This window comes from Streptomyces krungchingensis, from assembly GCF_054729265.1.
The window spans coordinates 8,527,250-8,551,970 of sequence record NZ_JBPUKY010000001.1 but is presented as its reverse complement, the minus strand read 5'-3'; the positions used below and the strand labels follow the sequence as shown (position 1 = coordinate 8,551,970).

21 protein-coding genes and 2 riboswitches are annotated in these 24,721 nt (G+C 71.8%); of the genes, 7 read left to right on the top strand and 14 right to left on the bottom strand.

All coding sequences use genetic code 11. The features are described from left to right. Nucleotides 1-59: 59 nt before the first annotated feature. From ACSYGO_RS37100 to ACSYGO_RS37065, 8 genes are all read right to left on the bottom strand, one after another. Entirely contained in the window at nt 60-3,935 is a 3,876-nt protein-coding gene (locus ACSYGO_RS37100; RefSeq protein ID WP_460389285.1) for a choice-of-anchor D domain-containing protein, read from the bottom strand. Between the two features lie 333 nt (nt 3,936-4,268). Beyond that, nucleotides 4,269-5,021 carry an alpha/beta hydrolase gene (locus ACSYGO_RS37095; protein WP_460389284.1) on the bottom strand — a complete coding sequence of 251 codons (753 nt, stop codon included), beginning with the start codon at nt 5,019-5,021 and terminating at the stop codon, nt 4,269-4,271. Between the two features lie 148 nt (nt 5,022-5,169). Beyond that, entirely contained in the window at nt 5,170-6,546 is a 1,377-nt protein-coding gene (locus tag ACSYGO_RS37090) for an NtaA/DmoA family FMN-dependent monooxygenase (protein ID WP_432174068.1), read from the bottom strand. A 20-nt stretch (nt 6,547-6,566) separates the two neighbouring features. Continuing rightward, on the bottom strand, nt 6,567-7,763 hold the full coding sequence (locus ACSYGO_RS37085) for an LLM class flavin-dependent oxidoreductase (protein ID WP_460389809.1): 1,197 nt from the start codon (nt 7,761-7,763) through the stop codon (nt 6,567-6,569). A gap of 163 nt (nt 7,764-7,926) precedes the next feature. Next, on the bottom strand, nt 7,927-8,043 hold the full coding sequence (locus ACSYGO_RS37080; protein WP_432189007.1) for a putative leader peptide: 117 nt from the start codon (nt 8,041-8,043) through the stop codon (nt 7,927-7,929). A 114-nt stretch (nt 8,044-8,157) separates the two neighbouring features. Next, the gene (locus ACSYGO_RS37075) at nt 8,158-9,177 is read right to left on the bottom strand and encodes an ABC transporter substrate-binding protein (protein ID WP_460389281.1); all 1,020 of its coding nucleotides are present in this window, start codon (nt 9,175-9,177) and stop codon (nt 8,158-8,160) included. A gap of 122 nt (nt 9,178-9,299) precedes the next feature. Continuing rightward, on the bottom strand, nt 9,300-10,088 hold the full coding sequence (locus ACSYGO_RS37070) for an amino acid ABC transporter ATP-binding protein (RefSeq protein WP_432189005.1): 789 nt from the start codon (nt 10,086-10,088) through the stop codon (nt 9,300-9,302). After that, nucleotides 10,085-11,065 carry an amino acid ABC transporter permease gene (locus tag ACSYGO_RS37065; RefSeq protein ID WP_460389279.1) on the bottom strand — a complete coding sequence of 327 codons (981 nt, stop codon included), beginning with the start codon at nt 11,063-11,065 and terminating at the stop codon, nt 10,085-10,087. The genes ACSYGO_RS37070 and ACSYGO_RS37065 overlap by 4 nt, the downstream gene beginning before the upstream one ends. 336 nt (nt 11,066-11,401) lie before the next feature. Next, a riboswitch (SAM riboswitch) is annotated at nt 11,402-11,510 on the bottom strand. A gap of 128 nt (nt 11,511-11,638) precedes the next feature. Next, nucleotides 11,639-11,784, top strand: a riboswitch (SAM riboswitch). A gap of 36 nt (nt 11,785-11,820) precedes the next feature. On the opposite strand from ACSYGO_RS37065, the gene ACSYGO_RS37060 reads away from it, so the two are divergent. The 5 genes from ACSYGO_RS37060 (at nt 11,821) to ACSYGO_RS37040 (ending at nt 15,519) form a co-directional block, all read left to right on the top strand. Then, complete coding sequence (locus ACSYGO_RS37060) at nt 11,821-11,886, top strand: putative leader peptide (RefSeq protein ID WP_425589259.1); 66 nt, start codon at nt 11,821-11,823, stop codon at nt 11,884-11,886. 342 nt (nt 11,887-12,228) lie between these two features. Further along, the gene (locus tag ACSYGO_RS37055) at nt 12,229-12,873 is read left to right on the top strand and encodes a glutathione S-transferase C-terminal domain-containing protein (protein WP_460389277.1); all 645 of its coding nucleotides are present in this window, start codon (nt 12,229-12,231) and stop codon (nt 12,871-12,873) included. A gap of 131 nt (nt 12,874-13,004) precedes the next feature. Then, on the top strand, nt 13,005-14,144 hold the full coding sequence (locus tag ACSYGO_RS37050) for an ABC transporter ATP-binding protein (RefSeq protein ID WP_432174073.1): 1,140 nt from the start codon (nt 13,005-13,007) through the stop codon (nt 14,142-14,144). Next, on the top strand, nt 14,141-14,848 hold the full coding sequence (locus tag ACSYGO_RS37045) for an ABC transporter permease (RefSeq protein WP_432189001.1): 708 nt from the start codon (nt 14,141-14,143) through the stop codon (nt 14,846-14,848). Before ACSYGO_RS37050 ends, ACSYGO_RS37045 begins: the two co-directional genes overlap by 4 nt. Then, on the top strand, nt 14,845-15,519 hold the full coding sequence (locus ACSYGO_RS37040; protein ID WP_345648850.1) for an ABC transporter permease: 675 nt from the start codon (nt 14,845-14,847) through the stop codon (nt 15,517-15,519). Before ACSYGO_RS37045 ends, ACSYGO_RS37040 begins: the two co-directional genes overlap by 4 nt. Before the next feature lie 114 nt (nt 15,520-15,633). Here ACSYGO_RS37040 and ACSYGO_RS37035 read toward each other — a convergent pair whose 3' ends face one another. Genes ACSYGO_RS37035 through ACSYGO_RS37020 form a run of 4 tightly spaced genes read right to left on the bottom strand, consistent with a single transcriptional unit; the run spans nt 15,634 to nt 19,986 of the window. Continuing rightward, nucleotides 15,634-16,245, bottom strand: coding sequence for a GTP-binding protein (locus tag ACSYGO_RS37035; RefSeq protein WP_078629515.1), 612 nt, complete (start codon nt 16,243-16,245; stop codon nt 15,634-15,636). After that, nucleotides 16,196-16,624 (bottom strand): DUF742 domain-containing protein, encoded by a 429-nt coding sequence (locus tag ACSYGO_RS37030; RefSeq protein ID WP_426681597.1) that lies wholly within the window; start codon nt 16,622-16,624, stop codon nt 16,196-16,198. The genes ACSYGO_RS37035 and ACSYGO_RS37030 overlap by 50 nt, the downstream gene beginning before the upstream one ends. A 60-nt stretch (nt 16,625-16,684) precedes the next feature. Then, nucleotides 16,685-17,158 carry a roadblock/LC7 domain-containing protein gene (locus ACSYGO_RS37025; RefSeq protein WP_051371572.1) on the bottom strand — a complete coding sequence of 158 codons (474 nt, stop codon included), beginning with the start codon at nt 17,156-17,158 and terminating at the stop codon, nt 16,685-16,687. A gap of 2 nt (nt 17,159-17,160) precedes the next feature. Next, nucleotides 17,161-19,986, bottom strand: a complete 2,826-nt coding sequence (locus ACSYGO_RS37020) for a sensor histidine kinase (RefSeq protein ID WP_460389274.1) — start codon at nt 19,984-19,986, stop codon at nt 17,161-17,163. 343 nt (nt 19,987-20,329) lie between these two features. On the opposite strand from ACSYGO_RS37020, the gene ACSYGO_RS37015 reads away from it, so the two are divergent. After that, complete coding sequence (locus ACSYGO_RS37015) at nt 20,330-21,289, top strand: ABC transporter substrate-binding protein (protein WP_359503809.1); 960 nt, start codon at nt 20,330-20,332, stop codon at nt 21,287-21,289. 156 nt (nt 21,290-21,445) lie between these two features. Here ACSYGO_RS37015 and ACSYGO_RS37010 read toward each other — a convergent pair whose 3' ends face one another. Beyond that, a complete protein-coding gene (locus ACSYGO_RS37010) occupies nt 21,446-22,897 on the bottom strand; it encodes an MFS transporter (RefSeq protein WP_426681599.1) in 1,452 nt (483 codons plus the stop codon). Nucleotides 22,898-23,249: 352 nt separating this feature from the next. Here ACSYGO_RS37010 and ACSYGO_RS37005 point away from each other — a divergent pair, with 352 nt between their 5' ends. After that, complete coding sequence (locus ACSYGO_RS37005) at nt 23,250-23,828, top strand: TetR/AcrR family transcriptional regulator (RefSeq protein ID WP_426681600.1); 579 nt, start codon at nt 23,250-23,252, stop codon at nt 23,826-23,828. Between the two features lie 3 nt (nt 23,829-23,831). Here ACSYGO_RS37005 and ACSYGO_RS37000 read toward each other — a convergent pair whose 3' ends face one another. Next, a complete protein-coding gene (locus ACSYGO_RS37000) occupies nt 23,832-24,674 on the bottom strand; it encodes a DUF429 domain-containing protein (protein WP_426681601.1) in 843 nt (280 codons plus the stop codon). Nucleotides 24,675-24,721 lie beyond the last annotated feature (47 nt).

Here is a 24,721-nt window from a genome sequence, read left to right as displayed (position 1 = left end):
CGGCCTCGGGACCTGTCGCACGTGCCGCACGGGCCTCGGCGGTCGTCCCGGCCGCAATTTCAGTAGGTGATCTTGACTCCGTTGACCGTGTGGTTGTCCGTGCGGCCGCCGTTGGCGCCGCCGAACCCGGTCAGCACGTTCTGCGGCAGCTTCACCGCGGTGTCGATGACCTGTGTTCCGTCCACGCTCACCAGCAGGTGCCCGGCGGTCGTGACGCTCACGTCGACGACGTGCCGGCCGGAGCGCAGGCCGGGCACGGCGGTCGAGGTGGCGGCGTACGTGAACGGCGCGCCCGTCCCTCCGGTGGCCACGCCCACGAAGTTGGCCGACGGGTCGCCGGTGTTGCGGAAGGTGTCCAGGGTGACCGCGATGCCCGGCAGTCCCGCGTAGCCGAGGCCGCCCCCTCCCCCGCCCAGCGCCGTGGGCTTCGCCTTGGACGCGTCGAGCAGCATGAAGGCCAGGCCGTCCGCGCCGGTGCCGCCGCCGATGGTCGCGGTGAAGCTTGCCTTCAGCCGCGCCGACGGTACGGCGGTGCCCTGGATCCCGGATCCCTTGGTGTTCTGCGCGGTCTTCGTGAGCACGAGGTCGGTGCCGGACAACGCGGCGGAGCCGTTCAGGGTCCAGCCGTTGGGCCCGGGCGGCGGTACCGCGTAGGAGGTGGCGGTGATCACCGCGTCCCGGACGGTGTGGATGTCGGTCTTCCCGCCGTTGGCGCCGGTGAAGGCCAGCAGGGCTGTCGGGGGCAGTGAGGCGACCGTCGTCGTGAGCAGCCGGACGCCGTCCACGGAGACGGTGAGGGTCTTCCCGGCGACGGAGACGGAGACGGCGTGCGGGCCCGAGCGCAGGTCGGGCACGTTCGTGGCGGTCGCCGCGTAGGTGAGGGTGCCGCCGCTGGTGGCGGCGGTGATGCCGACGAAGTTCGCGGACGGGTCGCCCGGGTTGCGGAAGGTGTCGAAGGTGATGGCCACGCCCGGCCTGCCCGCCCAGCCGAGGCCGCCGCCGTCGGTGCCCAGGGCGGTGGGGGTGGCCTTGGCGGGATCGAGCAGGCCGAAGGTGAGGCCGTCGGCGCCGCTGCCGCCGCCGATGACGGTGGTGAACGCCGCCTTGAGCCCGTCGGTGGCCACCGGGACGGGGAAGACGCCCGAGCCCGCCTGGTGGGCGCCGGTCTGGGTGAGTTGCAGGTCGTTGCCCGACAGGCGGGCGGAGCCGTTGAGCCGCCAGCCGCCCGCGCCGGGTGCCGGCACGGTGACCCGGCCGGGTGCGGTGCCCGTGCCCTTGACCGTCTCGTTCTGCGGTCCGCGCCCGTCGTCGGAGGTGATCTGGTACGTGCCGGAGGCCGCCCCGACCGCGGTCGGGGAGAAGGTGACGGACTGGTGGATCACGTCCTCCGGGCCGATCACCTGGCCTTCGCTGAGCGGGTTCGTCACATGGAACGGTGCCGCGGGCGGCGCCGCCTTGGTGATGGTGAGCGGGATGTTGCCGGTGTTGCTGATGTCGAAGGTCTTGGTGACCGACTTGCCGACCGCGACACTGCCGAAGTCGGTGGACGTCGGAGTGACCGTCAGATGTGCCTGTCCGGTCACGGCGGAGCCGGTGAGAAGGACGTTCGCGGTGCCGTTCGCGCCGGTGACGGTGAGGCTTCCCGAGTCGTCGCCGGTGGCCGTCGGGGCGTACGTCACCTGGACCGTGACGGACTGCTGGGGTTGCACGACGGTGCCGTCGGCGGGCAGACCCTCGGCGCCGAACGGGCTGTCGGGCGGGCCGGTGCCGGTGATCGTCTCGGGCTCCGTGCCGGTGTTGGTGAAGCTGACGCCGAGGGTCTTGGCCGTGCCGGTGGCCACGGTGCCGAAGGCGAGTTCGGTGGGGAAGGCGGTGAGACCGGGCCGGGTGCCGTAGCCGGTCAGGCCGAGGCCGACCGACCCGGCGTCGGTGGCGAACGTCAGCACGGAACTGTCCGCCCCCGGCGTCGTCGGGGAGAAGGACACCGGCACCGAGTACGTGTCCCCCGCGTGCAGGGTCACCGGCAGCCCGGTGGGTGCGGCGGAGAACTGGCTGCCGGCCGGTGTGTTCACCGCGGTGACGGTCACGTCCTGGGTGGCGGTCACCTTCGCCGTGGCCTGCCCGGTGTCGCCCACGGCGACCTTGCCGAGGTCGACGGGCCCGCCGCTGAGCGCGGTGGTGGACGGCCGCCCGAAGGCGATGACATGGCCGTCGCGGGTGCCGACGTAGACGCGTCCGCCGTCGGTGGCGGGCACGGAGAACTTGGACGCGGTGCCGATGGGGGCGGAGAAGCGCAGATTCAGCGTTCCCTTGACCGGCACGGCGTCGTACGCGCGGAGCTGGGCGTTGGCTCCGTTGGAGCCGTCAGAGTAGATCGCCCAGACGAGGGCCGATCCCGGTGTGGTGCCGGTGGAGGTGACCACGGGCGAGCCCGAGGTGTACCCGAAGGTGCCGGAGCTGGTGCCGGTGTTGGTCAGTGAGGGCAGGCCCGCGCCGTTGACGCCGTAGGTGAACGCCCGCAGCGGTCCCCGGCTGCCGATCGTGTAGACGAGGCCGCCCTCTCCGCCGTAGGCGGCCGGATGTCCCCAGACGCCCTCGTACGGGCCGAAGGTGCCGAGCACCGCGTCGGTGCCGCCGGGGCCCTGACTGCGCCCGCCGAGGTGGTCGCGGTCGAGGAGGAAGAGCCGGCCGTCCTTGCCGATCTCCACCAGGAGACGGGGATGACCGCTGGTGCCGAAGGCCGGACCGGGCAGGGCGACCGGGGCGCCCGAGCCGAGGTCGGTGTCGTTCGTGTCGAGGGTCGGGGCGTTGGCGGGGCTGAAGAAGTCCTGCGCGGACATGGTGCCGTCGCTGTTGACGCCGAGACGGACCACGGATTCGGCGAGCTGGCCCGGGGGGTTGGAACCGGGGCCGGGCGCCGGGGAGATGCCGTTCCCGGTGGACAGGAACATCCGTCCGGGACCGTCGGAGACCAGGCCGCCACCGCTCATCCAGATGCCGGCCATGCCGTTGGCGGACGAGTCCTCGCTCGCCCACAGGGTGGTGGCGCGGCTGGTGGTGTTGACGCCCAGCACATAGCCGACGTAGGGGCCGATGTCGCAGTGCGAGGCGAAGGCGGCGTAGACGGAGCCGCCCATCAGGAGCAGGCCGGGGCGCTGGGCGGCGGTGAAGGCGTTGAAGGGGCGGCCGGGGTCGTTGACCGGGGCGCCCTGCACCTTCACCGGCCAGCCGCTGCGTTCGGTGCCGGTCGACGCGTCCAGCGCGTGGACGTACCAGTCGGGGTGGCTGGTGTCGGGGCCGTCGTTGATCTTCGCGGTGAGGTAGACCGTCCGGGTGGCCGGGTCGTACACGGGGGTCGAGGTGACCCCGAAGTTGGGCACCAGGTCGCCGCAGCCGATCGCCGAGGCGGGCCAGGGGTCGCCCAGGGTCTTCGTCCAGTTGATCTTCCCGGTGGTCGAGTCGAGGCCGTACACCTTGGCGTTCTCGGTGGCCGCGACGACCGTGTTCCCGGCCACCAGCGGCTGGGCGTAGACCTGGCCGTCCACGGCGGTGGAGAACCGCCGGCCGAAGTCGGAGGCGGCCACCTCCGAGGGAGCGAGGCCGGGTTCGTCCGGGTCCCAGCCGGTGCGCAGGTTGTCGACCGAGACCGTGGTCGCATCGGCGGCGCGGGTGCCCACGGTCGCTGCCTGGGCGGGCGCGGTGCCTGTACGGGAGGGTGCGCTGACGGTGGGCGTGGTGGCGGCACGAGAGGGTGCGCCGACGGTGGGCGTGGTGGCGGCACGAGAGGGTGCGCCGACGGTGGGCGCGGGCGGGGTGTCGCCCCGGGCCGGCTCCGCGGCCTGTGCCGGCGAGGGCGCGCCCAGGCCCAGCAGGAGACCGCTCGTCAGCAGGGCGAGCAGCCGTCGTCCGGCCCGTGGTCCGCGCCTGACGCGCATGTCTCCACCTCGGTGCGTGAGTGTCGAGGGCGGAGACCGGCCCGTCCCGCCGGCGATCATCGTCTGCGGGACGGGCCGATGTTCGTACGATTTCGGGGCGCTGCCCGGTGGTGTTCACCCCGACAGGCCAAGGCAGGGCACGGACGGGGGTCCGGGCGGCCGGGGGGTTTCGTTCGGATCAGGTCGGATCGGGCCGCGGCGTCCGGTGCGGTGCGTCGGACGGCGGAGGATCACCCGCGGGCCGGGCGTACTCGGGTGGTCCGACAACGCGGCGAGGTGCCGTGCCGTGCCGGACGTCGCGGATCCGGGCTGATCCGAACGAAACCCCCCAGGTCAGCCGTGGCTCTTGATGAAGGTCTTCACCTCGTCCCACACGGACGGCTGTTGCTGCAGGATGTCGCTGCCGTGGGCGGCGCCCGCGACCATCTCCAGCTTTTCGCCGTGCGACTTCTTCGCCAGCTTGTGCAGCGTGCGGGCGTCGTCGGCGAACTGCCCGTCGCCCGAGGCCGCGAGCAGATACACGGGCATGGTCAGCTTCGGTACCGCCTCGGTGGCGTCCATGCCGCTGTACAGACCCGGGCCCGACAGCGACACCACCGCCGCGACGGCCGGTCTGATCCTGGACGCGGCGACGAGTGAGGCGGTGCCGCCCTTCGAGGCGCCCATCAGGACGACCTTCTCGGCTCCGTCCTCGCGCAGCCGGGCGGCGGCGCCCTCGATCTCCGGGACCTCGGAGGAGTTGCTGTTCACGGCGAGCACGCGGTAGCCCGCGGCGGCGAGTTCGTCGGCGGACGGGATCCAGGAGCACACGTCGTTGTTCGACTGGTGGGACAGGACGATGCCGGTGGTGCCGGTGCCCGTCTCGTAGCCGTCGACCTCGTTGCCCTCGGTGTCCTCGAACGTCGTGGACTTCTTGAGCTGCTTGCCCGCGAGACAGCCGAAGTCGTTCGCCGCCGACTCCGCGGGGCTCGCCGTCGTCCCTCCGGCGTCGGCGTCGTCTCCTCCGTCCCCGCCGCCTCCGCAGGCGCTGAGCGCCAGTACCCCCGCGCACGCCAGTGCGCGGGCAGCCCGGACCGATCCGTTCATGCGTCGCTCCCCCGTCTTCTCGGTGAGGACTTGCCTGGCCCGCATCATGGCAGCTGGTCCAGACAAAGGGACCGGAGTGCGCGGAAGTCGATCCGCGCACTCCGGTCCTCGGCCGAGGGTGCCCCCGTCAGGAACGGAGCCGTCGGTCTCAGGACGCGACGCGCTCGCCCGGTGCCTCCGCGTCGGGGTGGTCGAGACCGAGGTGGTCGCGCAGGGTGGTGCCCTCGTACTCGGTGCGGAAGACGCCGCGTTCCTGGAGCAGCGGGACGACGGTGTCGGCGAAGGCGTCGAGGCCGCCCGGCGTGATGTGCGGGACGAGGATGAAGCCGTCGGCGGCGTCGGCCTGGACGAAGGAGTCGATGGTCTCGGCGACGGTCGCCGGGGTGCCCACGAAGGACTGACGGCTGCCGGTCTCGATGACCAGGTCGCGGATCGACCAATTGTTGGCGGCCGCCTTCTCGCGCCATTCGCGGGCGGTGGCCAGCGGGTCGCGGTACATCCGTACCTGGGCGCGGCCCCGGGCGACGGTGTGCTCGCCGAGGTCTGGGTCGATGTCGGGCAGCGGGCCGTCCGGGTCGTAGGCGGACAGGTCCCGGTTCCAGACGAACTCCAGGTGCTTGATCGCGGTGGCGCCGCTGACCTGCAGGCGCCGTACCTCCCGGGCCTTCTCCCCCGCCTCCTCGTCGGTGTCGCCGAGGACGAAGGTGGCGGCGGGCAGGATCAGCAGCTGGTCGTGGCGGCGGCCGTAGCGGGCGAGCCGGTTCTTGACGTCCGTGTAGAACGCCTGGCCCTCCCGGAGCGTGCTGTAGCGGCTGAAGATGGCGTCGGCGTCGGCCGCGGCGAACTCGCGGCCCTCGTCGGAGTCCCCGGCCTGGAAGATCACCGGCCGGCCCTGGGGGCTGCGCGGGACGTTGAACTGCCCCTCGATGTCGAAGTGCTGTCCCCGGTGCACGAACGCTCCGGCCCGCGCGTCGCGCAGGAAGGTGCCGCTCGCCTTGTCGGCGACGAGCTCGTCGCCGCGCCAGGAGTCGAAGAGCTCGTGCGCGGTGCTCAGGAACTCCTTCGCCCTGGAGTACCGCTCCTCCTGCGGCAGGAAGCCGCCGCGGCGGAAGTTCTCGCCGGTGAAGGCGTCCCAGGAGGTGACGACGTTCCAGGCGGCCCGCCCCTCGGAGAGGTGGTCGAGGCTGGCGAACTGGCGGGCCACCTCGTAGGGCTCGTTGAACGTCGAGTTGATGGTGCCGGTGAGGCCGAGGCGTTCGGTGACGGCGGCGAGCGCGCTGAGCACGGTGAAGGTGTCGGGCCGGCCCACGACGTCCAGGTCGTAGATCTCGCCGCCCTGTTCACGCAGCCGCAGCCCTTCGGCCAGGAACAGGAAGTCGAACTTGGCGCGTTCGGCGGTGCGCGCGAAGTGGGCGAAGGAGCTGAACTCGATGTGGCTGCCGGCGTCCGGGTCGCTCCATACGGTGGTGTTGTTGACGCCAGGGAAGTGGGCGGCCAGATGGATCTGCTTCAGGGGCTTGCTCATGGTCGTACGGTCCCTCCGGCTCAGGCGGTGACGGCGTAGCGGTTGGCGGGGCGGGCGAGGTCCAGCAGCCCGCGCAGGGTGGCGGCCTCGTACTCCTTCCGGAATGCGCCGCGGCGCTGGAGTTCGGGGACCAGGCCCCGGGTGATCGCCGGGAGGTCGTGCCCGGCGACGGCGGGCCGCAGCCGGAACCCGGACAGGCCCGCCTCCCCCAGCTCCTGGAGAAGATCCGCCAGTTGAGCGGGGGTGCCGGTGAAGATGCGGGCGTCGCTCGTGTACGGCTGTCCCGCGAGCGAGTCCAGGCGCTCACGGCGGGCCACCGCGGTGGACTCGTCGTCGTCCAGGAACACCACCAGGTCGCCGAAGAGATGCAGGGGCTGCGCGGCGCGGCCGGCCGCGTGCTGTTCGGCCCGGACCGCGGCGACGACGGCGCGCGCCTGTCCGGCGTCGTGCGGGGTGACGTAGCCGAGATCGGCGGAGCGGCCCAGCAGCCGGAACGGCGCGCCCGTCCCGGTTTCGTGGGCCAGCGCGCTGACCAGGGGCTGGCCCTGCGGCGGGCGGGGGGTGACGGACGGGCCCTTGACGCTGAAGTGCCTGCCCTCGAAGTCGATGTAGTGGAGTCTGGCGCGGTCGATGAAGCGGCCGGTGGCGGCGTCGCGGATCTCCGCGTCGTCCTCCCAGCTGTCCCACAGCCGTCGTACCACCTCGACGTGGTCGGCGGCCTCGTCGAAGAGTTCGGTGCTGAGCTCTCGGACGGCCGGGCTCTCCAGGTCCTCGAAGCGGAACGCGGGGAAGGCCCGGCGGCCGAAGTGCGCGGCCTCGTTCCGGCGCGCGGACACCTGCACCCGCAGGCCGGCGCGGCCGGTGCTCACATGGTCGAGGGTCGCGATCGCCTTGGAGATGTGGAACGGCTCCGTGTGTGTGGCCACCACGGTCGGCACCAGTCCTATGTGGCTGGTCAGGGGTGCGACGCGCGCCGCGATGAGCACGGCGTCGAGACGGCCGCGGACCTGGTCGGTGCGCGCGTCGGGTTCGGAGAAGCGCGAGGACTGGAGCCCGAGGGCGTCCTCGATGGTCACGAAGTCGAGCAGGCCGCGCTCGGCCTCGGTGACCAGGTCGGTCCAGTACGAGGCGGTGAGCAGGTCCCGCGGGCGGGCCACGGGTTCGCGCCAGGCGGCGGGGTGCCAGCCCGCGCCGTCGAGCGCGACGGCGAGGTGCAGCACCCGCGTGCCTTCGGAGGAGCCGGCGACGGGTGCGGAGAGGGCGGGGGAGACGGAGGGAGCGGGCAACGAAGACGCTGAGGACACGGAGGGGTGCCTTCCTGATCGACCGTACGAGATCACCGGGCCCGCGGCGGCGCGGGCCCGGCGGCTGGGTGACAGGTCAGGGACGACAGAGCGCGGCGGCCACGCGCTGGAGGTCGATGTGCGGCCGCGAGTGGAGGCGCACGCGGCGGCGCGGGGCGATCACCGGCGTACGGAGACGGGACGTCCCTGGCATCTCCGTCGCCTCCGTCCTTCCGGTCCGGCGGGCCCGGGGCCGCGCCGGCATCGTGTCGTCGTGGTGCTCAACACCGGGATCGCGCCGTCTGTTCCGCGACATGTGCGCCCCTGCTCAGGAGTTGTCGAGGGGCAGTCCGGGCGGGTTGACCTCGGAGGTGGTGACGGCTTCGTTCGAGAGGTTCCAGGCGGACAGCCACTTCGCGTACTGACCGTTCTCGATCAGGTGGTTGACGGCGTCGGCGATCGGCTCGGCCAGACCGCTGTCCTTCTTCGTCGTCGCGGCGATCAGGCCCTGGAGCGATGCCCCGGCACCGGAGAACGTGCCGGCGCTGCGCGTCGGGGTGGGCGACTTGGCGGTCTGGGTCACGTGGTAGGCGACACCGGGGTTGGCCGCGAAGTAGGCGTCGATCTTCCCGCCGCTGAGCGCCAGATAGGTGCTGTTCTTGCTCGCGAAGTGCTTGACGGTGAGCTGCTTGCCCTCCTGCTTGAGCTTGGTCTGCCACTCCAGGAGGATCTTCTCCTGGTTGGTGCCGTTGTCGACGGCGACCGTCCTGCCGGCCAGGTTGCGGTAGTCGCCGTCGAAGTTCCACTTGCTCGACTTGAGGACCTCGAAGCCGACGTCGTCCTTGCGGTAGGAGGCGAAGTCGTACTTCTTCTTGCGCTCCTCGGTGTCGGTGATGTTGGCGAACGCGACGTCGACCTTGCCGCTGTCGATGCCGACGAACATGTTCTCCCAGGTGGAGTTCTTCAGTTCCGGCTCCAGCCCGAGCACCGCGGCGACCAGACGGCCGAAGTCGGGTTCCGCGCCGGTGAGGGTCTTCTGGTCCGAGCCGACGTAGGCGAGCGGCGGGAAGCCGTCGGGCAGGGCGCCGACGCCGATCGTCAGCCTGCCGCTGCGGCGGACCGACGCGGGCAGCTCCTTGCTGATCGACTTCACCTCGGTGACCTTCAACTCGGCTGTCTTCGCGGCACCGTTGGACAGCCGGCCCACGGTCACCGTGCCCGCGGCGTCGGTCGTGGTCGCCGCGTCGCTGTCGCCTCCGCAGGCGCTCAGGGAGGCGGCCAGGGAGACGACCGCGGTGGTCGCGGTGACCCCGCGTACGAGGATGCGTCGGGAGAAGTGCGTAGGCATGGCTGTCCTTGTCGCTGGGTGAGGGTGGGCGTGACGTGACGGTGAGAGGGGCCTGACGCCGGGTGGTGCGAGGGGGCGGTGGGGCACGCCGGGCGTGTCAGGGAGGGGTGCGGGGGTGCGGGTCAGAGCACCTTGCTGAGGAAGTCCCGGGTCCGCTCGTGGCGCGGGGCGTCCAGCACCTGGCCGGGCGGCCCCTGTTCGACGATGCGGCCGCCGTCGACGAAGACGACCCGGTCGGCGACCTCGCGGGCGAAGCCGATCTCGTGGGTGACGATCACGAGGGTGGTGCCGCCGGCCGCCAGGTCCTTGATGACGGCCAGGACCTCGCCGACGAGTTCGGGGTCGAGTGCCGAGGTCGGTTCGTCGAACAGGATGATCCCCGGGCGCAGCGCGAGGGCGCGGGCGATCGCCACGCGCTGCTGCTGGCCGCCGGACAACTGGCGCGGATAGGCGCCCGTCTTGTCGCCGAGGCCCACCCGGCCGAGGAGTTCGCGTGCGAGTTCCTGGGCCGCGGGCCTCGTCAGCTTCCCCGTGGCGACGGGTGCGGCGGCCACGTTGTCCAGGACGGTCAGATGGGGGAACAGGTTGAAGTTCTGGAAGACGAAGCCGATCCGGCTGCGCTGGGCCAGGATCGCCCGCTCGCCGAGCTCCTTGAGTCGCCGGCCGTGGCGGCGTACGCCGATCAGTTCGCCGTTGACGCTGACATGGCCGACCTCGGGCTTCTCCAGATGGTTGATCACCCGCAGCAGCGTCGACTTGCCGGAGCCGGACGGGCCGAGGATCACGATGACCTCGCCCGGACGGACCGTCAGGTCGATGCCGTCGAGGACGCGTTGGGTGCCGTACCACTTGTGCACGTCGTGCACCTCCAGGGCGGCGGGGCTCGCTTCGAGGGTCGATGCGGTGGTCATACGGCGGCCTCCTTGCGCAGCCGGGCCCGCAGGTCACCGAGGCCGGCGCGCGCCTTCTGCAGGGGGGTCGGCGGCAGGGTGCGCGTGGCGCCCCGGGCGAAGTGCCGCTCGACGTAGAACTGGACGACGGACACGGCGCTCGTGAGGATCAGGTACCAGACCGTGGCGACCAGCAGCAGCGGCACGATGTCGCCGGGATAGGTGCTGCCCATCGTCTGCACCGAGCCGAACAGGTCGAGCAGCGAGACGTAGAAGACCAGGGACGTGCCCTTGATCAGGCCGATCAGCTGGTTGACGTAGTTCGGGGTGATGGACCGCAGGGCCTGCGGGAGCACGATGCGGGTGAACTGGTAGCTCTTCGGCAGGCCGAGCGCCGCGGACGCCTCGTGCTGGCCCTGGTCGACGGAGAGGATTCCGCCGCGGACGACCTCGGAGGCGTACGCGGCCTCGTTGAGGCCGAGGCCGACGACGGCGACCGCCATGTCGGTGGCGAGCCGCGACTCGTCGAAGCTGACGAAGGCCGGGCCGAACGGGACGCCGAGGCTCAACGTCTTGTACAGGGCACTGAAGTTGTAGAGGAAGATCAGCACGACGATCAGCGGCACGGAGCGGAACAGCCACGTGTACAGCCAGCTCACCGCGCGCAGCACCGGGCTGCCGGAGAGCCTGGCCAGGGCGAGCAGGACCCCGCCGAGCAGTCCCAGCACGGCGCTGAGCGCGGCCACTTCGAGGGTGATGACGAGGCCGTCGAGGATCGTGGGGCGCAGGAACCAGTAGCGGAAGCGGTCCCACTGGTAGAAGGGGTTGATGGCCAGGCCGTGGACGATCTGGGCGACCAGGACCAGGACGACGGCCGTGCCGATCCAGCGGCCCGGCCTGCGCAGCGGCAGGACCCGCTGGGCCGTGAGCGGTTTCGGCGGGTGGTGGGCGGGCGGTGCCTCGGCGAGAGACACGGCGGCGCCGGGGGGTTCACTCATGAGTGCTCCAGCAAGGAGGGACACCCCGGGGCGGGCGTGCGGGCGCGACGTCGGCGCGGCGCCGTGGGACGGCCGCGGACGACGGACAGCGGGAGGACGCCGGTACCGGGGGCTGGGCGGATGGTGGGCACACCGCTGCGGCGGTGCGCGTCAGGAGTTCAGAACGCCGTCAGCCTCGACAGCGGGCACAGCCCGGGGCGCTACACAGGGCGCTGTTGACACGGAGCAGGTCGACGCAGCGGTCGGCGCACAGCAGGACGCAGCCGCGGGGCCGCCGTGCGGCCTCCCTCGAAGCTGTGTGCATCGCCGTCTCCATCGCTGTTCCCGCCCGTGGGCGCTTCGCGCTTACCGAAGGTCTTCCGGTCCGGTCCTCACCTGGGGCACCCCACCGCGACAGGAGGGTTGCCGGACAGCGAGCCAGGGCTTGTCGCTGACACTCATGACCGATCTGCGGCGTAAGTTAGGCACTTCCGGAAACCGATGTCAACGCCGGGCGGCCAGGATGACCACCTGGTGAGACCGGGTCCACGCCTTCTTGACGGCTTCGGGGAGCCCGCCGAGACTGACGGGGACGGTCACGATTGTCAGCGCCTCGTCACTCGGTTCTTCCGTGCGACGCGGTGATCGGCCCCGGCCCGCTGACAGGCAACCCTTCCACCGCGACGGGGTGCCCCGGGTGACGACCGGGTCCCGCCGGCGTGGTGGGGCAAGCGTGGTCGCGCAGGAGCGCGGACCCTGGAGCGGGACCGGTGGGAATGCCCAGGAACGATCTGACGAGACGTCTGCACATCGATCTGCAGCGGGTCTCCAGCGCCTACTAGACCGGCCGCGTCGAGCCGGTACGCAAGCGCAGTCACTCCGTTCCTCCACGGCCGCCGCCCACGGGCGGGGCCGGGACCTCGTCGTTCCCAGGGAGAGTCATGCCCAAGACATCGTCGCGCGCTTCGGATTCAGGGATCTCCAGCACATGCGGCGGCGCCGCGGCCGACGCGAGCACCTCCAACCCCGGTGCCCCGGCGCCCTGTTGCCCGCTCCCCGGGGACCCGGGCCCGGCCGCGTCCCTGCCCGGCCTCCGTCCCCGGGGCGGGGCACCGTCCGGGCCGGCCCGTGCGCCGCGCATCCGCAGCCGCATCGGAGTAGGAGCCGCCGGAGGTTTCTACCCGGTGCCCCACCGCTACGAGTTGTACCTGTCGCAGGGCTGTCCGCGGTCGCTTCGGCTGTCCGTGACCGTGCGTCTGCTGGGCCTTCAGGACTCGGTGGCGACCACGGTCCTCGTCGATCCCGCCGCGACGCCAGGGGCGTTCACCGCGCTGCGCCGTGCCTACGAGGCCACCTGGCACCACTACGAGGGCCCGTTGACCGCCCCCACGCTGTGCGACCGCTGGAGCGGACGCGTCGTCAGCAATCACACCCCCGACATCCTGCGCGATCTCGCGGGCCTCCCGGGCGGGTCCGACGCCGCCCACGTCACCACACTGCGCCCGGCCGCGCTCGCCGCGGACATCGACGCGCTGTCCCGGCTCCTCGACCGTGACGTCACACCGGCCGCCTCGGCGGACGTCCTGTGCGCGGCGCTGGAGCCGCTGGACCGCCGACTGTCCGCGCACCCTTATGTACTGGGCCGTCGGCTGACCGCCGCGGACGTGGATCTGTGGGCTGCGCTCACCCAGGCCGGCCCGGCCGGCGTCCTGGCCGACACCCTCGCCCTGCACCCCCGCCTCGACGCCTATGCGCGCCGGCTCGGCGGGCACCCCGCCTTTTGGGGTGCCCGGTGCCAGCTCACCCCGCGATCCCGGCACGACGGGTGACGGAACCCGCCCCGCCCGGCGATCCTTCACCTGCGGCAATCGCGATCGAACATCAACTGACTAGACTACGCACCCTCGTACACACGATCGCGCCACGTGCGAGCGAAGCCGTTCCCGAAGGGTTCCGACTCTTGATAGCCATCGAAGATGTCAGCAAGCGGTACGCCGACGGCACGGTGGCCGTCGACCGCCTCTCCCTCCAGATACCGGACCACTCCATCACCGTTCTCGTCGGACCCTCGGGCTGCGGCAAGACCACCACGTTGCGCATGATCAACCGCATGGTCGAGCCCAGCAGCGGAACGATCCGGGTCAACGGCGAGGACATCCGCAGCCGGCCCGTCAACGCACTGCGCCGGTCCATGGGTTACGTCATCCAGAACGCCGGGCTCTTCCAGCACCGCACGATCCTGGACAACATCGCCACGGTGCCGCGGCTCCTCGGCTGGTCCAAGGAGCGCGCCCGCGCCCGCGCCGCCGAACTCATGGAGCGGGTCGGCCTCGACCCGGGCATGGCCCGCCGTTATCCCTACCAGCTCTCCGGCGGCCAGCAGCAGCGCGTCGGCGTCGCCCGCGCGCTGGCCTCCGACCCTCCGGTCCTGCTCATGGACGAGCCGTTCTCCGCGGTCGACCCGGTCGTCCGGCGCGGCCTCCAGGAGGAGTTGCTCCGCATCCAGGAGGAACTCGGCAAGGCCATCGTGTTCGTCACCCACGACATGGACGAGGCGATCACCGTCGGGGACCGCGTCGCCGTGATGCGCACCGGAGGCAGGCTCGCCCAGTTCGCCTCGCCCGACGAGCTGCTCTCGTCGCCCGCCGACGCGTTCGTGGAGGAGTTCCTCGGCGCCGACCGGGGCATCCGCGGGCTGTCCTTCCTGTCCACCCGCGAGCTCACGCTCGACCGCACACCGGTCTTCCCCGTGGGTTCCGACTGGCAGGAGATCGCGGGCCGCGCGGACGCGCCCGCGCAGGTGCTGGTGACCGACGCCGGCGGCAGGCCGCTGGGCTGGGCCGACCCCACGGCGTGGGACGGCGAGGCCGAGGCGTTGGAGCCGCACGGGCAGACCTTCGAGGTGGGCCGCGACTCGCTGCGGGTCGCACTGGACCGGGCGGTGCTGTCGCCGACCGGCCAGGCGGTCGCGGTGGACGGCGCGGGGCAGGTGCTCGGGGTCGTCGGGCAGGAGACCATCGCCGCCGCGATCCGTGCGGCGCGCCGACAGCGGGCCGCGGACTCCGAGCCGGGCCCGTCCCAGGTCAAGGCCGTGCGATGAACGGCTTCTTCGACATACCGAGCGACCTCCAGCACAGCTATCTCGGCCTGATCTCCTGGCACATGCAGGAGGCTCTGATCCCGGTGCTGGTCGGTCTGCTGCTGGCCCTGCCGATCGGTCTGCTGTGCGTCCGCTTCAACTGGGTCTACGCGCCGGTGCTGTGGGTCACCACCGTGCTCTACGCGATCCCGTCGCTCGCCTTCTTCGTGGTGCTCATCGACTACACCGGGCTGAGCCGGCTCACGGTGATGATCCCGCTGTCCCTGTACAGCCTGGTGATCCTCGTCCCGTCGGTCGTCGACGGCGTCCGGTCGGTCCCCGAGGAGACGAACGCGGCCGCGGCCGCCATGGGCATCGGCCTCGTACGCCGCTACTTCCAGGTCCAACTGCCCATCGCCGTACCGGCGATCACGGCGGGGCTGCGCGTGGCGACCGCCTCCAGCATCAGCCTGGTCAGCGTCGGCGCGCTGATCGGCAACCAGGGGGCGCTCGGCAATCTGCTCACCACCGCGATGTTCTACCACCGGCCGGTCCTGGCGGTGAACTCGGTGGTCACCACCGCGGTCCTCGCCGTCGTGGCCGATGCCCTGCTGGTACTGCTGCGACGGGTGCTGACGCCCTGGCAGCCGCCGTCCGCGCGCAGGGCGGGCCGCGGCAGGGCCACGACCGCGGGCGCCGCCCGCACCCCGGAGAGCGTCTCGTGAACGTACTCGAATTCATCCGGTCGTTCTTCACCGACGGCTCCCACTGGCACGGCTACGACGGCATCCCGCAACGCGTCTGGGAGCACGTCCAGTACTCGGCCTCGGCCCTCGCCATCGCCACGGCCATCGGCCTGCCGGTCGGTCTGGTCACCGGGCACACCGGCCGCGGCGGCAACGCGCTGGCCTTCGTGTCCTCCGCGGCCCGCGCGCTGCCGACCTTCGGCCTGCTGGTGCTGATGTTCGTCTGGCTCGGCATCGGCGTCACGCCGGTGATGATCCCGCTCGTGGTACTGGCGATCCCGCCGGTGCTCATCACCACCTACGAGGCGGTCCGCAACGTGGATCCCTCCCCCGTCGACGCCGCCCGCGGCATGGGCATGCCGGAGGGGAAGATCCTGCTCCAGGTGGAGGTCCCGGCGGCGCTGCCGCTGATCCTCAGCGGTCTGCGCTCGGCGGCGATCCAGATCGTGTCGACGGCGACGATCGCGGCCTATGTGAGCCTCGGCGGGGTCGGGCGCTACATCGTGGACGGCCTGTACCAGCGCAACTACGAGAAGGTGGTCGGCGGCGCCACTCTCACGGCCGTCCTCGCCCTGCTCGTGCTGGTGCTGTTCTGGGCGGTGGCCCGGGTGGCGGTCTCCCCCGGCGTGCGCAGGCGTCGTACGGCCTGAGGCCGCGCTCGGCGGCGCCGTACGCTTCGGCCGGCGCGGGGGGCGCACCTGTGGGGGCGGGCTGTGGCCTCGCCCCCGGGTATCGGAGGGGACGGGTCGCGGCCCGTCCCCTCCTCACTGTTCCGCGGTGGCCAGCGCGTGTTCGAGGACGACGAGCAGCGCGTCGCGCACCGAACCGCGTTCGCGCGCGTCGAACACGGTGAGGGGCACGTGGTCGGCGACGTCCAGGGCCCACCGCACGTCGTCGAGATCGTGCTCGACCTTGCCGTCGAAGGCGTTGACGGCCACCGCGAAGGGGATCTCGCGGTGCTCGAAGTAGTCGACGGCCGCGTAGCAGTCGTCGAGCCGGCGGGTGTCCACGATGACGAGCCCGCCCAGCGCGCCCTCCACGAGGTCGTCCCACATGAACCCGAACCGCTCCTGGCCGGGCGTCCCGAAGAGATAGAGCTTCAGGGTGGGGTCCAGGGTGACGCAGCCGAAGTCCATGGCGACGGTCGTCGTCATCTTCTCCGGGGTGTGGGTGAGGTCGTCGACCCCCGCGGCGACCGAGGTGATGGACGCCTCGGTGGTCAGCGGCTCGATCTCGGATATGGCGCCGACCGTGGTGGTCTTGCCGACACCGAAACCGCCCGCGATCACCATCTTCACGGGCAGGGGCGGCTGGGGCCGCTCGCCGTCAGCCCTCACGGATCGCGCCCCTGGAGTCGGGGACAGCTCGGAGACCATCGATAACCCTTCGCAGTACGGTGACATCGCGGTTGGAGTGGGCCGGTGCGTACAAGGCCAGTTGGCCGTCGGCGCGCAGATCGTCGGCGAGGACCCGGATCACGTTCAGGTGCATCCGGAGCTTCGCCGCGATCTCCGCGAGCGACTGCGGCTCCCGGCAGAGCGCGATGATGTCGCGGTGCTGCTCGAAGACGAACGCGTCCAGTGCCGCCAGCCCCAGATCGGTCGCGACCACCTGGGTCTCGATCGGGATCGGCGGTACGAGACTGTCGCCCCCGGCGATTCGCCCCGCGGTCAGCAGGAACGGCCGGACGAACGACGCGGGCGGTTCCGCTTCCCACCCGGCGTCGTCGATGGCCGATGGCTCACCAGCCGTCATCACGTCGTCCCCCTTCACCTCTCGGGGCCGTCACCGGTCGACATGAGGCCCCGTCGGACGTCAGCCGGCCGGCGTGACGCCCACCGTGTTCTTCAGTTCCATGACCAGCTGCGGGCTCAGCACCGCACCGGCCCGGTTGGCGAAGAGGGTCATCTCGTACGCGATGTTGCCGAGCTTCGCCTCCTTCGAGGCGACGACGCCGAGCACCGCCCCGGCGCCGAGGGCGGACACCAGGACGTGGCCTTCCTCCAGGTCGATGATCACCTTGTTGAGTGCGCCGAGGCCGTAGTTGCCCGACGCGCCCATGGCCAGGCTGGTGATGCCGGAGACGATCGCCGCGAGCCGCTCGGAGTCGGCCTGGCCGCGCTGCTGGGACACCGCGATGAGGAGTCCGTCGGAGGAGACGCCGATCACGTCGACGACACCGGCCGTCTCCGTGGCGAAACGATTGAGCAGCCAGTTGAAGTCGGCAGCGGCGGCCTTCACGTCGGTCGCCGGTTCCGCGGTCCGGGGCTCCGGCTCGCCTGTCCACATGGTCACTTGCTCGTGCCTTCCGGGAATGAGGGTCTGCTGTTGTCCGTGCTGGGGTCGTTCGGGGCGCCGGGCCGGTCCCCCGGCCCGGCGCCCGTGCCGAGGTCCTGGGCGGCGGTCTCGCGGTGGGCCCGCAGGACGGCGGCCTCGAACTCGTCGATCTCGGACCGTGCCGCCTCCGCGTCCGAGGGCTGCCAGGCGGGCGGGCGCGGGTTCGTGACGGGAGGCCGTTTGGGCAGCCGGCTGGACGCGGTGGTGGCCGACAGGGTCGCGCCGCGCACTCTGCGGCGCAGCGGGCCGGCCTGGTCAGGCCGCAACGGGGAGCCTGTCCCCGGCGCGGGGTCCGCGCCGGGGACGGGGCGCGCGGCGAATCCGCCGTCCGCGCCCGGTGCCGTACCCCGGCCGCCGGGTCGGGACGCCTCGGCGCCCCTGTGCGGGACGCCCGTGCCGGCCACCCGGGCTCCGGCGTCCGGGACGGGGGATCCGGGGGCCCTGCCGCGGGTGTTCGGCGCAGGGGTTCCGGGGGTGCCGGCTCCCGTGACCGGCCCGCCGGTCCCGAGGCGCGCGGCTCCCGCGCCCGGCGCGGCCGTTCCCTGACCGCCGCTGCCCGGCCGGGGCCGGGAGGTGCCGGTGGCGCTCCCGGGGTGGGCCAGTGCGCCCTCGCCTCCCATGTGGCCGGCCGGTTCCGTGTGGCGCGCGTGACCGGGGGCCTCGCCGGGCCGGGGCCGTGCCGGAATCCTGCGCGGCAGCCCCGAGGAGCCGGACGGCGTCTCCGTCCGCGCGGGGCGCGGTTCGCCCGCGCCGGAGCGGCGGGCGGGCGGCAGGATGTGCGCCGCGCCCTGTGCGGGGCCGGCGAGCAGCAGGTGGGACGCGGGGATGGCGACGGTGGCCGTGACACCGCCGCCCGGAGTGCGGGACAGGGCGACTTCGATGCCCCAGCGGCGTGAGAGTCCGCCCACCACGAACAGGCCGAGCACCTCGGTGGGTGCCAGGTCGAGCCGTTCACGGCGGATGAGGCGGGCGTTCTCCTCCACCAGGCGCTCGGGGCTCATGCCGAGGCCGTGGTCGATGATCTCGACGAGGGCGCCGCCGGTCCCGTGCCGGGGACGGATGACCACTTCGACGCCGCTGGTCGCCGGGGAGAACATCACGGCGTTCTCCAGCAGTTCGGCGAGCATCAGCGTGAGGTCGCCGACGATGTCGGGCACGACGGTGACGTCGCCCTCCGCGTGCGGGGTGACCCGCTGGTAGCCCTCGATCTGGCCGAGCGAGGCCCGCACGATGTTGCTGAGCCGCACCGGGTCGGTGTTCTGGCCCGTCTCGCTGATCCCGGCGAGCAGCATGAGGCTGTCCGCGTTGCGCTGGAGACGTACGGCGATGTGGTCGATGCGGTAGAGCCGGTCGAGGACCTCGGGGTCGGTCTCACCGCGCTCCACCGAGTCGATCAGGGCGAGTTGACGGGCGGTCAGGTTGCTGACGCGGCGCCCGACGTTGCCGAACATCTCGGCGATGTTGCGGCGGCTGACGACCTGGCGCTCCAGCAGGGCGGACGCGGTGATCTGAACCTGGTTGAAGGCCTCGGCGAGTTCGCCGATCTCGTCCCGCACGGGCACCGGCACGGCCTCCAGCCGCGGGGGTCCCGCGTCGTCGGCGTCGTCGTCCGCGACCCGGGCGAGCTCGGTCTCGGCGGCGGTGGCCACGTGCTGGGCCGCACCGGTGAGGGTCCGCACCGTCCGCACCACCGAGCGGCGCACCAGCACGGAGAACAGGAGCCACGCCCCGAAGGCGAACAGCGTGCCGGCGATCAGCCAGGCCACCTGCCACCAGGCCCTGTTCGAGGCGTCCTGGGTGTCGGCGGCGATCTCGTCGATGAGCCCCTGGACGACCTTCAGCCGGTTCTGCGCCTGACGCTCGTACGTCGGGTCGGCGCGCAGGGCGTCGTCGAGTGCGGCGCGCAGCTGGGTCGGGTTCTCGGCGACCAGGGCGCTGGGGTCGACCTGGAGGGCGGCCCAGTGCTGTGTGATCACGCTCTGGTACGGGCTGTGCTCGATCTCGGCGAGGTCGTTGCTCTGCTCCTGGTCGGCGAACCGGGTGAACCGCTCGGCCTGGTAGGTGTACTGGTCGTAGTCGCCGACGGCGCCGGTGAACTCGATCAGCGCGTTGGGGTCCCGGGTGCGGGCGGCGAAGACGCTGGTCTCGAAGGAGGCGTGGGCGGTGTCGGCGCGCAAAAGCGCGTCGAGCAGATTGCCCGCGGACGAGGACGACTCGTTGCCGGACTGGCCGAGGCCGAGGCCGTTGATGAGGCCTTCGATGACGGACCCGTACGCGGGGTCGATGTTGTCCGCGGGGATGGGGCCCTGTTCCACGGTCTTGCGGAGGCTGTCGAGGCCCTCCAGTTCCTTGAGCGCCTGCGCCTCGGCCTCGGGCAGCCGGTCCCCGTAGGCCGACCGGACGGCCGCGATCTGCGCGGTGACCTTCTGCTGCGACTGGAGATAGGCGGCGGTGTCGGGCGCGCTGTCGCCCGTGCGGGCTGCCTCGTGGCGCAGGGAGACGAGGAGCGCCTGGCGGTGCTCGGTCTGCACACCGTCGATGAGCTTGGTCACCTGCACGCTGTCGCGGGCGAGTCGGGCGGTGTCGGCGGCGGAGCGGGCGCGGTCGATCTGCCCGTAGACGACGTAGGAGAGCATCGCGGAGACGACCGCGAGCGGGACGATCACCAGGACGTTGAGCTTCCGGCGGAAGGGCCAGCGGTCGAGGAGGGGCGGCGTCCTGTCCGTGCGGGGAGCCTTCGACGCCTGTGCCGGGGTGACGGCTCGTCTGTGCGCGGGCACCCAACCTCCTTGACTTCGTTCCCCGTGGAAGCCCGTTCGCCAGGGCAGTGTGGATCAACGGTCGTGACGGCATGGTCAGGCCGACAAGTGGAACAAGGCCCTCGACGCGGCCCACACTAGCCGCTGCCGCAAGAGTGCGGCCATGATCAACCAAAAAGTGACATGTGAACGCGCCTGTTTCACACGCTTATTGACCGCGTTGCGCACACGGGGCGAAGCCGCTCGGTCCCCTTCGGTGATCTATTCGTGTCTTGACGGTCCGCGAGACGGCTCGATTGGATCGTCTGGACCGTCCACACCCCTGCGCTCCGGCCAAGACCGCCCCACCACATGCCAAGTCTGGATGACCAAAGTGACCATCGCCAGAAGCACCAGAAAATCCGCAACGTACGCTGTCTCCCTGCTGGTTGCGGCCTCGGCCGTACTGACGGGCTGCGGTTCCTCCGACGACTCCGGCAAGAGCGACCCGTTGAAGGGTGACACCGCCAAGGGCGGCACGGTCGTCGTCGGTTCGAACAACTTCCCCGAGAGCATCCTGCTCGCCGACATCTACGGCGAGGCTCTCAAGTCCAAGGGGATCAAGGTCAGTTACAAGCTGAACATCGGTAGCCGCGAGACGACCTACGGTCTGATCAAGAACGGCACCATCACGGTCCTGCCCGAGTACAACGGCGCCCTGCTCGCCTACCTCGACGCCAAGGCGACCCCGAAGACGGTCGACGAGACCACCACGGCGATCAACGCCAAGCTGGACTCGAAGCTCACCTTGCTGAAGCCGTCCACGGCCGAGGACAAGGACGCGGTCGCGGTCAACGAGGCCACGGCGAAGAAGTACAGCCTGACGGACAAGTCGACGATCGCCGACCTCGCCGACGTGGCGAAGGACATCGTGATAGGCGGCTCGCCCGAGTTCCAGACCAGGCAGCAGGGGCTGAAGGGTCTGAAGTCCGTGTACGGGCTGGACTTCAAGTCCTTCAAGGCCCTCGACGCGGGTGGCCCGCTGACCGTGGCGGCGCTCAAGGGCAACAACATCCAGGCCGCGGACATCTTCTCGACGGACCCCGGCATCGCCAAGAACAAGTTCGTGGTGCTCCAGGACCCGAAGAGCCTCTTCGGCTTCGAGAACGTGACGCCGCTCGCGTACAAGAGCGGTCTGTCCTCCGAGGGCGTCTCCGCCCTCAACGCCGTCTCGGCGAAGCTCGACACGGAGACCCTGGTCAAGCTCAACGGCCAGGTGCAGAACGACAACAAGGACCCGCTGGACGTGGCGAAGGAGTGGCTGTCCTCGGCCGGCCTGTCCTGACGCCCGCCTGACCCGACGTCTGCCGGACCAGTTGTCCGCCTGACCGGACGTCCGCCGGACCTGGGGCCGGAGCGTACGTTCGCTCCGGCCCCAGGTCCGTTTTCCGCTTCCGCGCGCCGAGCCGGGGCTCCGGCTCGGCGCGTCGGCCGTGCCCTCTCAGCTCCGCACGCCGACCGGGGCGGTCTCCGCCTCGGCGCCCGAGGTGTCGCCGGAGGCACGGGGCGTGCCGGCGAGACGGCGGGCACGCTGCGCGGGCACGAGGAGCGCGGCCAGCGCCGCGGCCAGGCACAGCAGCGCGAGCAGGCCGAACCCGTGGGTGTATCCGGCCTCGTACGGCAGCCCGGACGGCTGGAGGCGGCTGGTCACCAGCACGCCGGTCAGCGCGGCACCGATGGATCCGCCGATGGTCCGGATGTTGGCGTTCATCCCGGTCGCGGCACCGGTCTGCTCGGGCGGGACGCTGCCGACGATCAGATTGGCCATCGAGGCGAAGGCCAGTCCGATCCCGAGGCCGAAGACGCCCGCGGCGAAGGCCACATGCCACTGTTCGTCGTGTTCGAGGGTCAGGAAGCCACAGGCCACCGCACCGAGCGCGACACCGGCGACGAGCAGCTTCTTCGCCCCGAGGACGGGTTCCAGACGGCCGCTCAGGACGCCCGAGCAGAACATCGCGATCAGCATCGGCAGCATGAGCAGTCCGGCGCCGGTGACGCTCGTCCCGAAGCCGTACCCGGCGGTGCCGGGCGTCTGCACGAAGCCGGGCAGGAAGGACCAGATCGCGTACATGCCCGCGCCGAAGAGCAGCGCGGCGGCGTTCGTGGTCCACACCGCGGGCAGCCGCATGATGCGCAGGTCGATCAGCGGGCTCTGCGAACGGGCCTCGGCGGACAACCACAGCGCGAACAGCAGCACGGCGGCCGCGAACAGTCCGATCACCCGGGCGGAGCCCCAGCCCCAGTGGGTCGCCTGGCTCAGCGGCAGCAGCAGGGCCACCAGCCAGCCGGACAGCAGGACAGCGCCGAGCCAGTTGACTCGGCCCTCCGCGCGGCGCGGCGACTCGGGCACGTAGCGCAGGGCGATCAGCGCGGTGAGGGCGACGACGGCGACGGGCAGCCAGAACAGCCAGCGGTAGTCGAGCGCGGTCACGATGGGACCGGCCGCCACGATGCCCACACCGCCTCCCGCGGCGATGACCGCCGACAGGTTGCTGATGCTGCCGCTCACCTCCGACGGAGCGAATTCGTCACGGATGATGCCGAAGGACAGCGGGAACAGCGCGCCGCCGATGCCCTGGATCACGCGGGCGACGATGAGCACGCCGATCGTCGGCGCGAGCGCGGCCAGCAGACAGCCGGCGAGCACCGCGACGAGGACGGCCACGAGGGTGCGTTTCTTGCCGACGAGGTCGCCGACCCGGCCGAGGATCGGTGTGAAGACCGAGGCGGACAGCAGATAGGCGGTCATCACCCAGGTCACGGTGGACTGCGAGGTGTGCATCGCGTTCTGGACGGTCGGCAGTGCCGGTGCGATCAGCGACTGCAGCATGGCGAACACGCCCGCACCGGTCGCGAGGACCGTGAAGGTGAGGCGAGTGGATTTTCCGGGCATGAGGAGCCTCTCCGAACAAGCGAACAGGTGCGGCCGGGGTCGTCGGACCGCGATCGTGGGGACGGGGCACGCCGCGGGGCGGCGCGCAGCACGCCGACGAGCACACGGAGCGGTCCCCTGAAGGACGTGGAGTGTGGGTGATGCGGGCGGCGGACGACTCGGGCGTCGCGGGGCCCGCGCCGGTGGCCGACGTCTCGGCACCGGGCCGCGGTACGGGATGCTGTCGCTCCGGCGCGGTGCGCGGCCGCACACCGCCGAGGCGAACGCACCCCGCACTGCTAAAGTGGAGGTACCCCTCCACTGTACCGGAGGCTCACCTCCGCTTCAACCTGGTCCCTTCAGGGAGGCACCCGTGACGGCACAGCCGTTCCCCGTCAGCGATCTCGTCGCGTCCCGGCGCCCGCACCGCAAGGACGCCGCGCGCAACTACGACGCGCTGCTCGCGGCCGCGCGCCAGGCCTTCGCGGAGAACGGCGCGGAGGCGTCACTGGAGGACATCGCCCGTCGCGCGGGCGTCGGCATCGGCACGCTGTACCGCAACTTCCCCACCCGCCGCCATCTGTTCGAGAGCGTGTACGCGGACGAGGTGAACGACCTGTGCCGGGTGGCCCAGGAGGTCGCCGGGCAGGAACCGTGGGAGGCGCTGGCCTCGTGGCTGCGTCGCTTCGTGGACTACACGGTCACCAAGCGGGCCATCCGCGAGGCGCTCAACAACGAGTCGGAGATCTTCCTGGCCTGCCGCGAGTCCATGTACCAGGCCGGCGGCCCGCTCTTCACCCGCGCGCAGGAGGCCGGCGCGGCGCGCACGGACATCGGCTTCGACGACCTGCTCCGCATGGTGGCGGGCATCAGCGCCACCAACTTCCTGGACGACGATCAGCGCGACCGTGTGCTGGCGGTCGCCCTGGACGGGGTCCGCACGACGCGCTGACGCTCACCGGTCGTTGCCCGACGACCCCCTGCGCTGTTCGGGCCGGGCGGGCGCGATGATCGTGGCGGCCGTCCCCGGCGCGCCCGGACTGTCACCACCGAGCACCTGACAGCGCTCCCGCCCGTGACGCACCCACAGGGCCGCCGTCCAGGCGCACACCAGCGCGTCGACCAGGTCCTCGCGGTGCTTGTACGCGGCCGACGCCAGGGGCGAGGGCTCGTCCGCCAGCCGGCGGGACACCGGGTGGGAGGAGATCCGCAGCGGTGGATCGGCCACCGCCAGACCCGCCAGGCGCCCGATCAGCCGGTCGCACTCGGCGGCGCGCACCGCCCGCCAGTCGGCCGCGGGCACCCCCGCGGGCCTGCGTTTGTACGTGGGGCGCTGCTCCGCGTATCCCCACTCGGCCGCCCCGACGAGGGTCGTGTACGGATAGCACTCGGACATGACCCGCCCGGTGCTCGGCGGCCCGCCCCGTCCGTCGTCGTAGACCCAGCCGGCCGCCCGCAGCCGCTCTCGCAGCACCACGCCGGCGAGGCGGGGCGAGGCCAGATTCGTACTGTTCGCGCTCACCTTCCAGCGGCCGTACCGGCGCCCCACCTCGCGCTCGCACGGACGCTGTCCGGACGGGTTGTCCACGACCAGCGGCGCGTCGACGAATGCCAGCGCCGGGCCGCCCGCGGCCGCCTCGCCGAGCCAGGCCACCGTCTCGTCGATCCCCCGGGTCCAGCCGCAGTCGAGCACCTCGCCCGAGGCGTCGACGACGGCGACGCCCGTCTCGTTGGGCCCGGACCGGGGGCCGCCCTCGGACCAGGCGAGGTCGATGCCGATGTACCGCTCGATGGCCATGGACGCTGTCCTACCAGAGGCGCGACGGCGTCCGGAGCGGAAAGGGC

What these genes read in the sequence shown, in the direction of transcription:
- ACSYGO_RS37100 (WP_460389285.1), bottom strand. Translation starts at nt 3,935, where the DNA reads ATGCGCGTCAGGCGCGGACCACGGGCCGGACGACGGCTGCTCGCCCTG.
- ACSYGO_RS37095 (WP_460389284.1), bottom strand. Translation starts at nt 5,021, where the DNA reads ATGAACGGATCGGTCCGGGCTGCCCGCGCACTGGCGTGCGCGGGGGTA.
- ACSYGO_RS37090 (WP_432174068.1), bottom strand. Translation starts at nt 6,546, where the DNA reads ATGAGCAAGCCCCTGAAGCAGATCCATCTGGCCGCCCACTTCCCTGGC.
- ACSYGO_RS37080 (WP_432189007.1), bottom strand. Translation starts at nt 8,043, where the DNA reads ATGCCAGGGACGTCCCGTCTCCGTACGCCGGTGATCGCCCCGCGCCGC.
- ACSYGO_RS37075 (WP_460389281.1), bottom strand. Translation starts at nt 9,177, where the DNA reads ATGCCTACGCACTTCTCCCGACGCATCCTCGTACGCGGGGTCACCGCG.
- ACSYGO_RS37070 (WP_432189005.1), bottom strand. Translation starts at nt 10,088, where the DNA reads ATGACCACCGCATCGACCCTCGAAGCGAGCCCCGCCGCCCTGGAGGTG.
- ACSYGO_RS37065 (WP_460389279.1), bottom strand. Translation starts at nt 11,065, where the DNA reads ATGAGTGAACCCCCCGGCGCCGCCGTGTCTCTCGCCGAGGCACCGCCC.
- ACSYGO_RS37045 (WP_432189001.1), top strand. Translation starts at nt 14,141, where the DNA reads ATGAACGGCTTCTTCGACATACCGAGCGACCTCCAGCACAGCTATCTC.
- ACSYGO_RS37035 (WP_078629515.1), bottom strand. Translation starts at nt 16,245, where the DNA reads ATGGTCTCCGAGCTGTCCCCGACTCCAGGGGCGCGATCCGTGAGGGCT.
- ACSYGO_RS37030 (WP_426681597.1), bottom strand. Translation starts at nt 16,624, where the DNA reads ATGACGGCTGGTGAGCCATCGGCCATCGACGACGCCGGGTGGGAAGCG.
- ACSYGO_RS37025 (WP_051371572.1), bottom strand. Translation starts at nt 17,158, where the DNA reads ATGTGGACAGGCGAGCCGGAGCCCCGGACCGCGGAACCGGCGACCGAC.
- ACSYGO_RS37015 (WP_359503809.1), top strand. Translation starts at nt 20,330, where the DNA reads ATGACCAAAGTGACCATCGCCAGAAGCACCAGAAAATCCGCAACGTAC.
- ACSYGO_RS37010 (WP_426681599.1), bottom strand. Translation starts at nt 22,897, where the DNA reads ATGCCCGGAAAATCCACTCGCCTCACCTTCACGGTCCTCGCGACCGGT.
- ACSYGO_RS37000 (WP_426681601.1), bottom strand. Translation starts at nt 24,674, where the DNA reads ATGGCCATCGAGCGGTACATCGGCATCGACCTCGCCTGGTCCGAGGGC.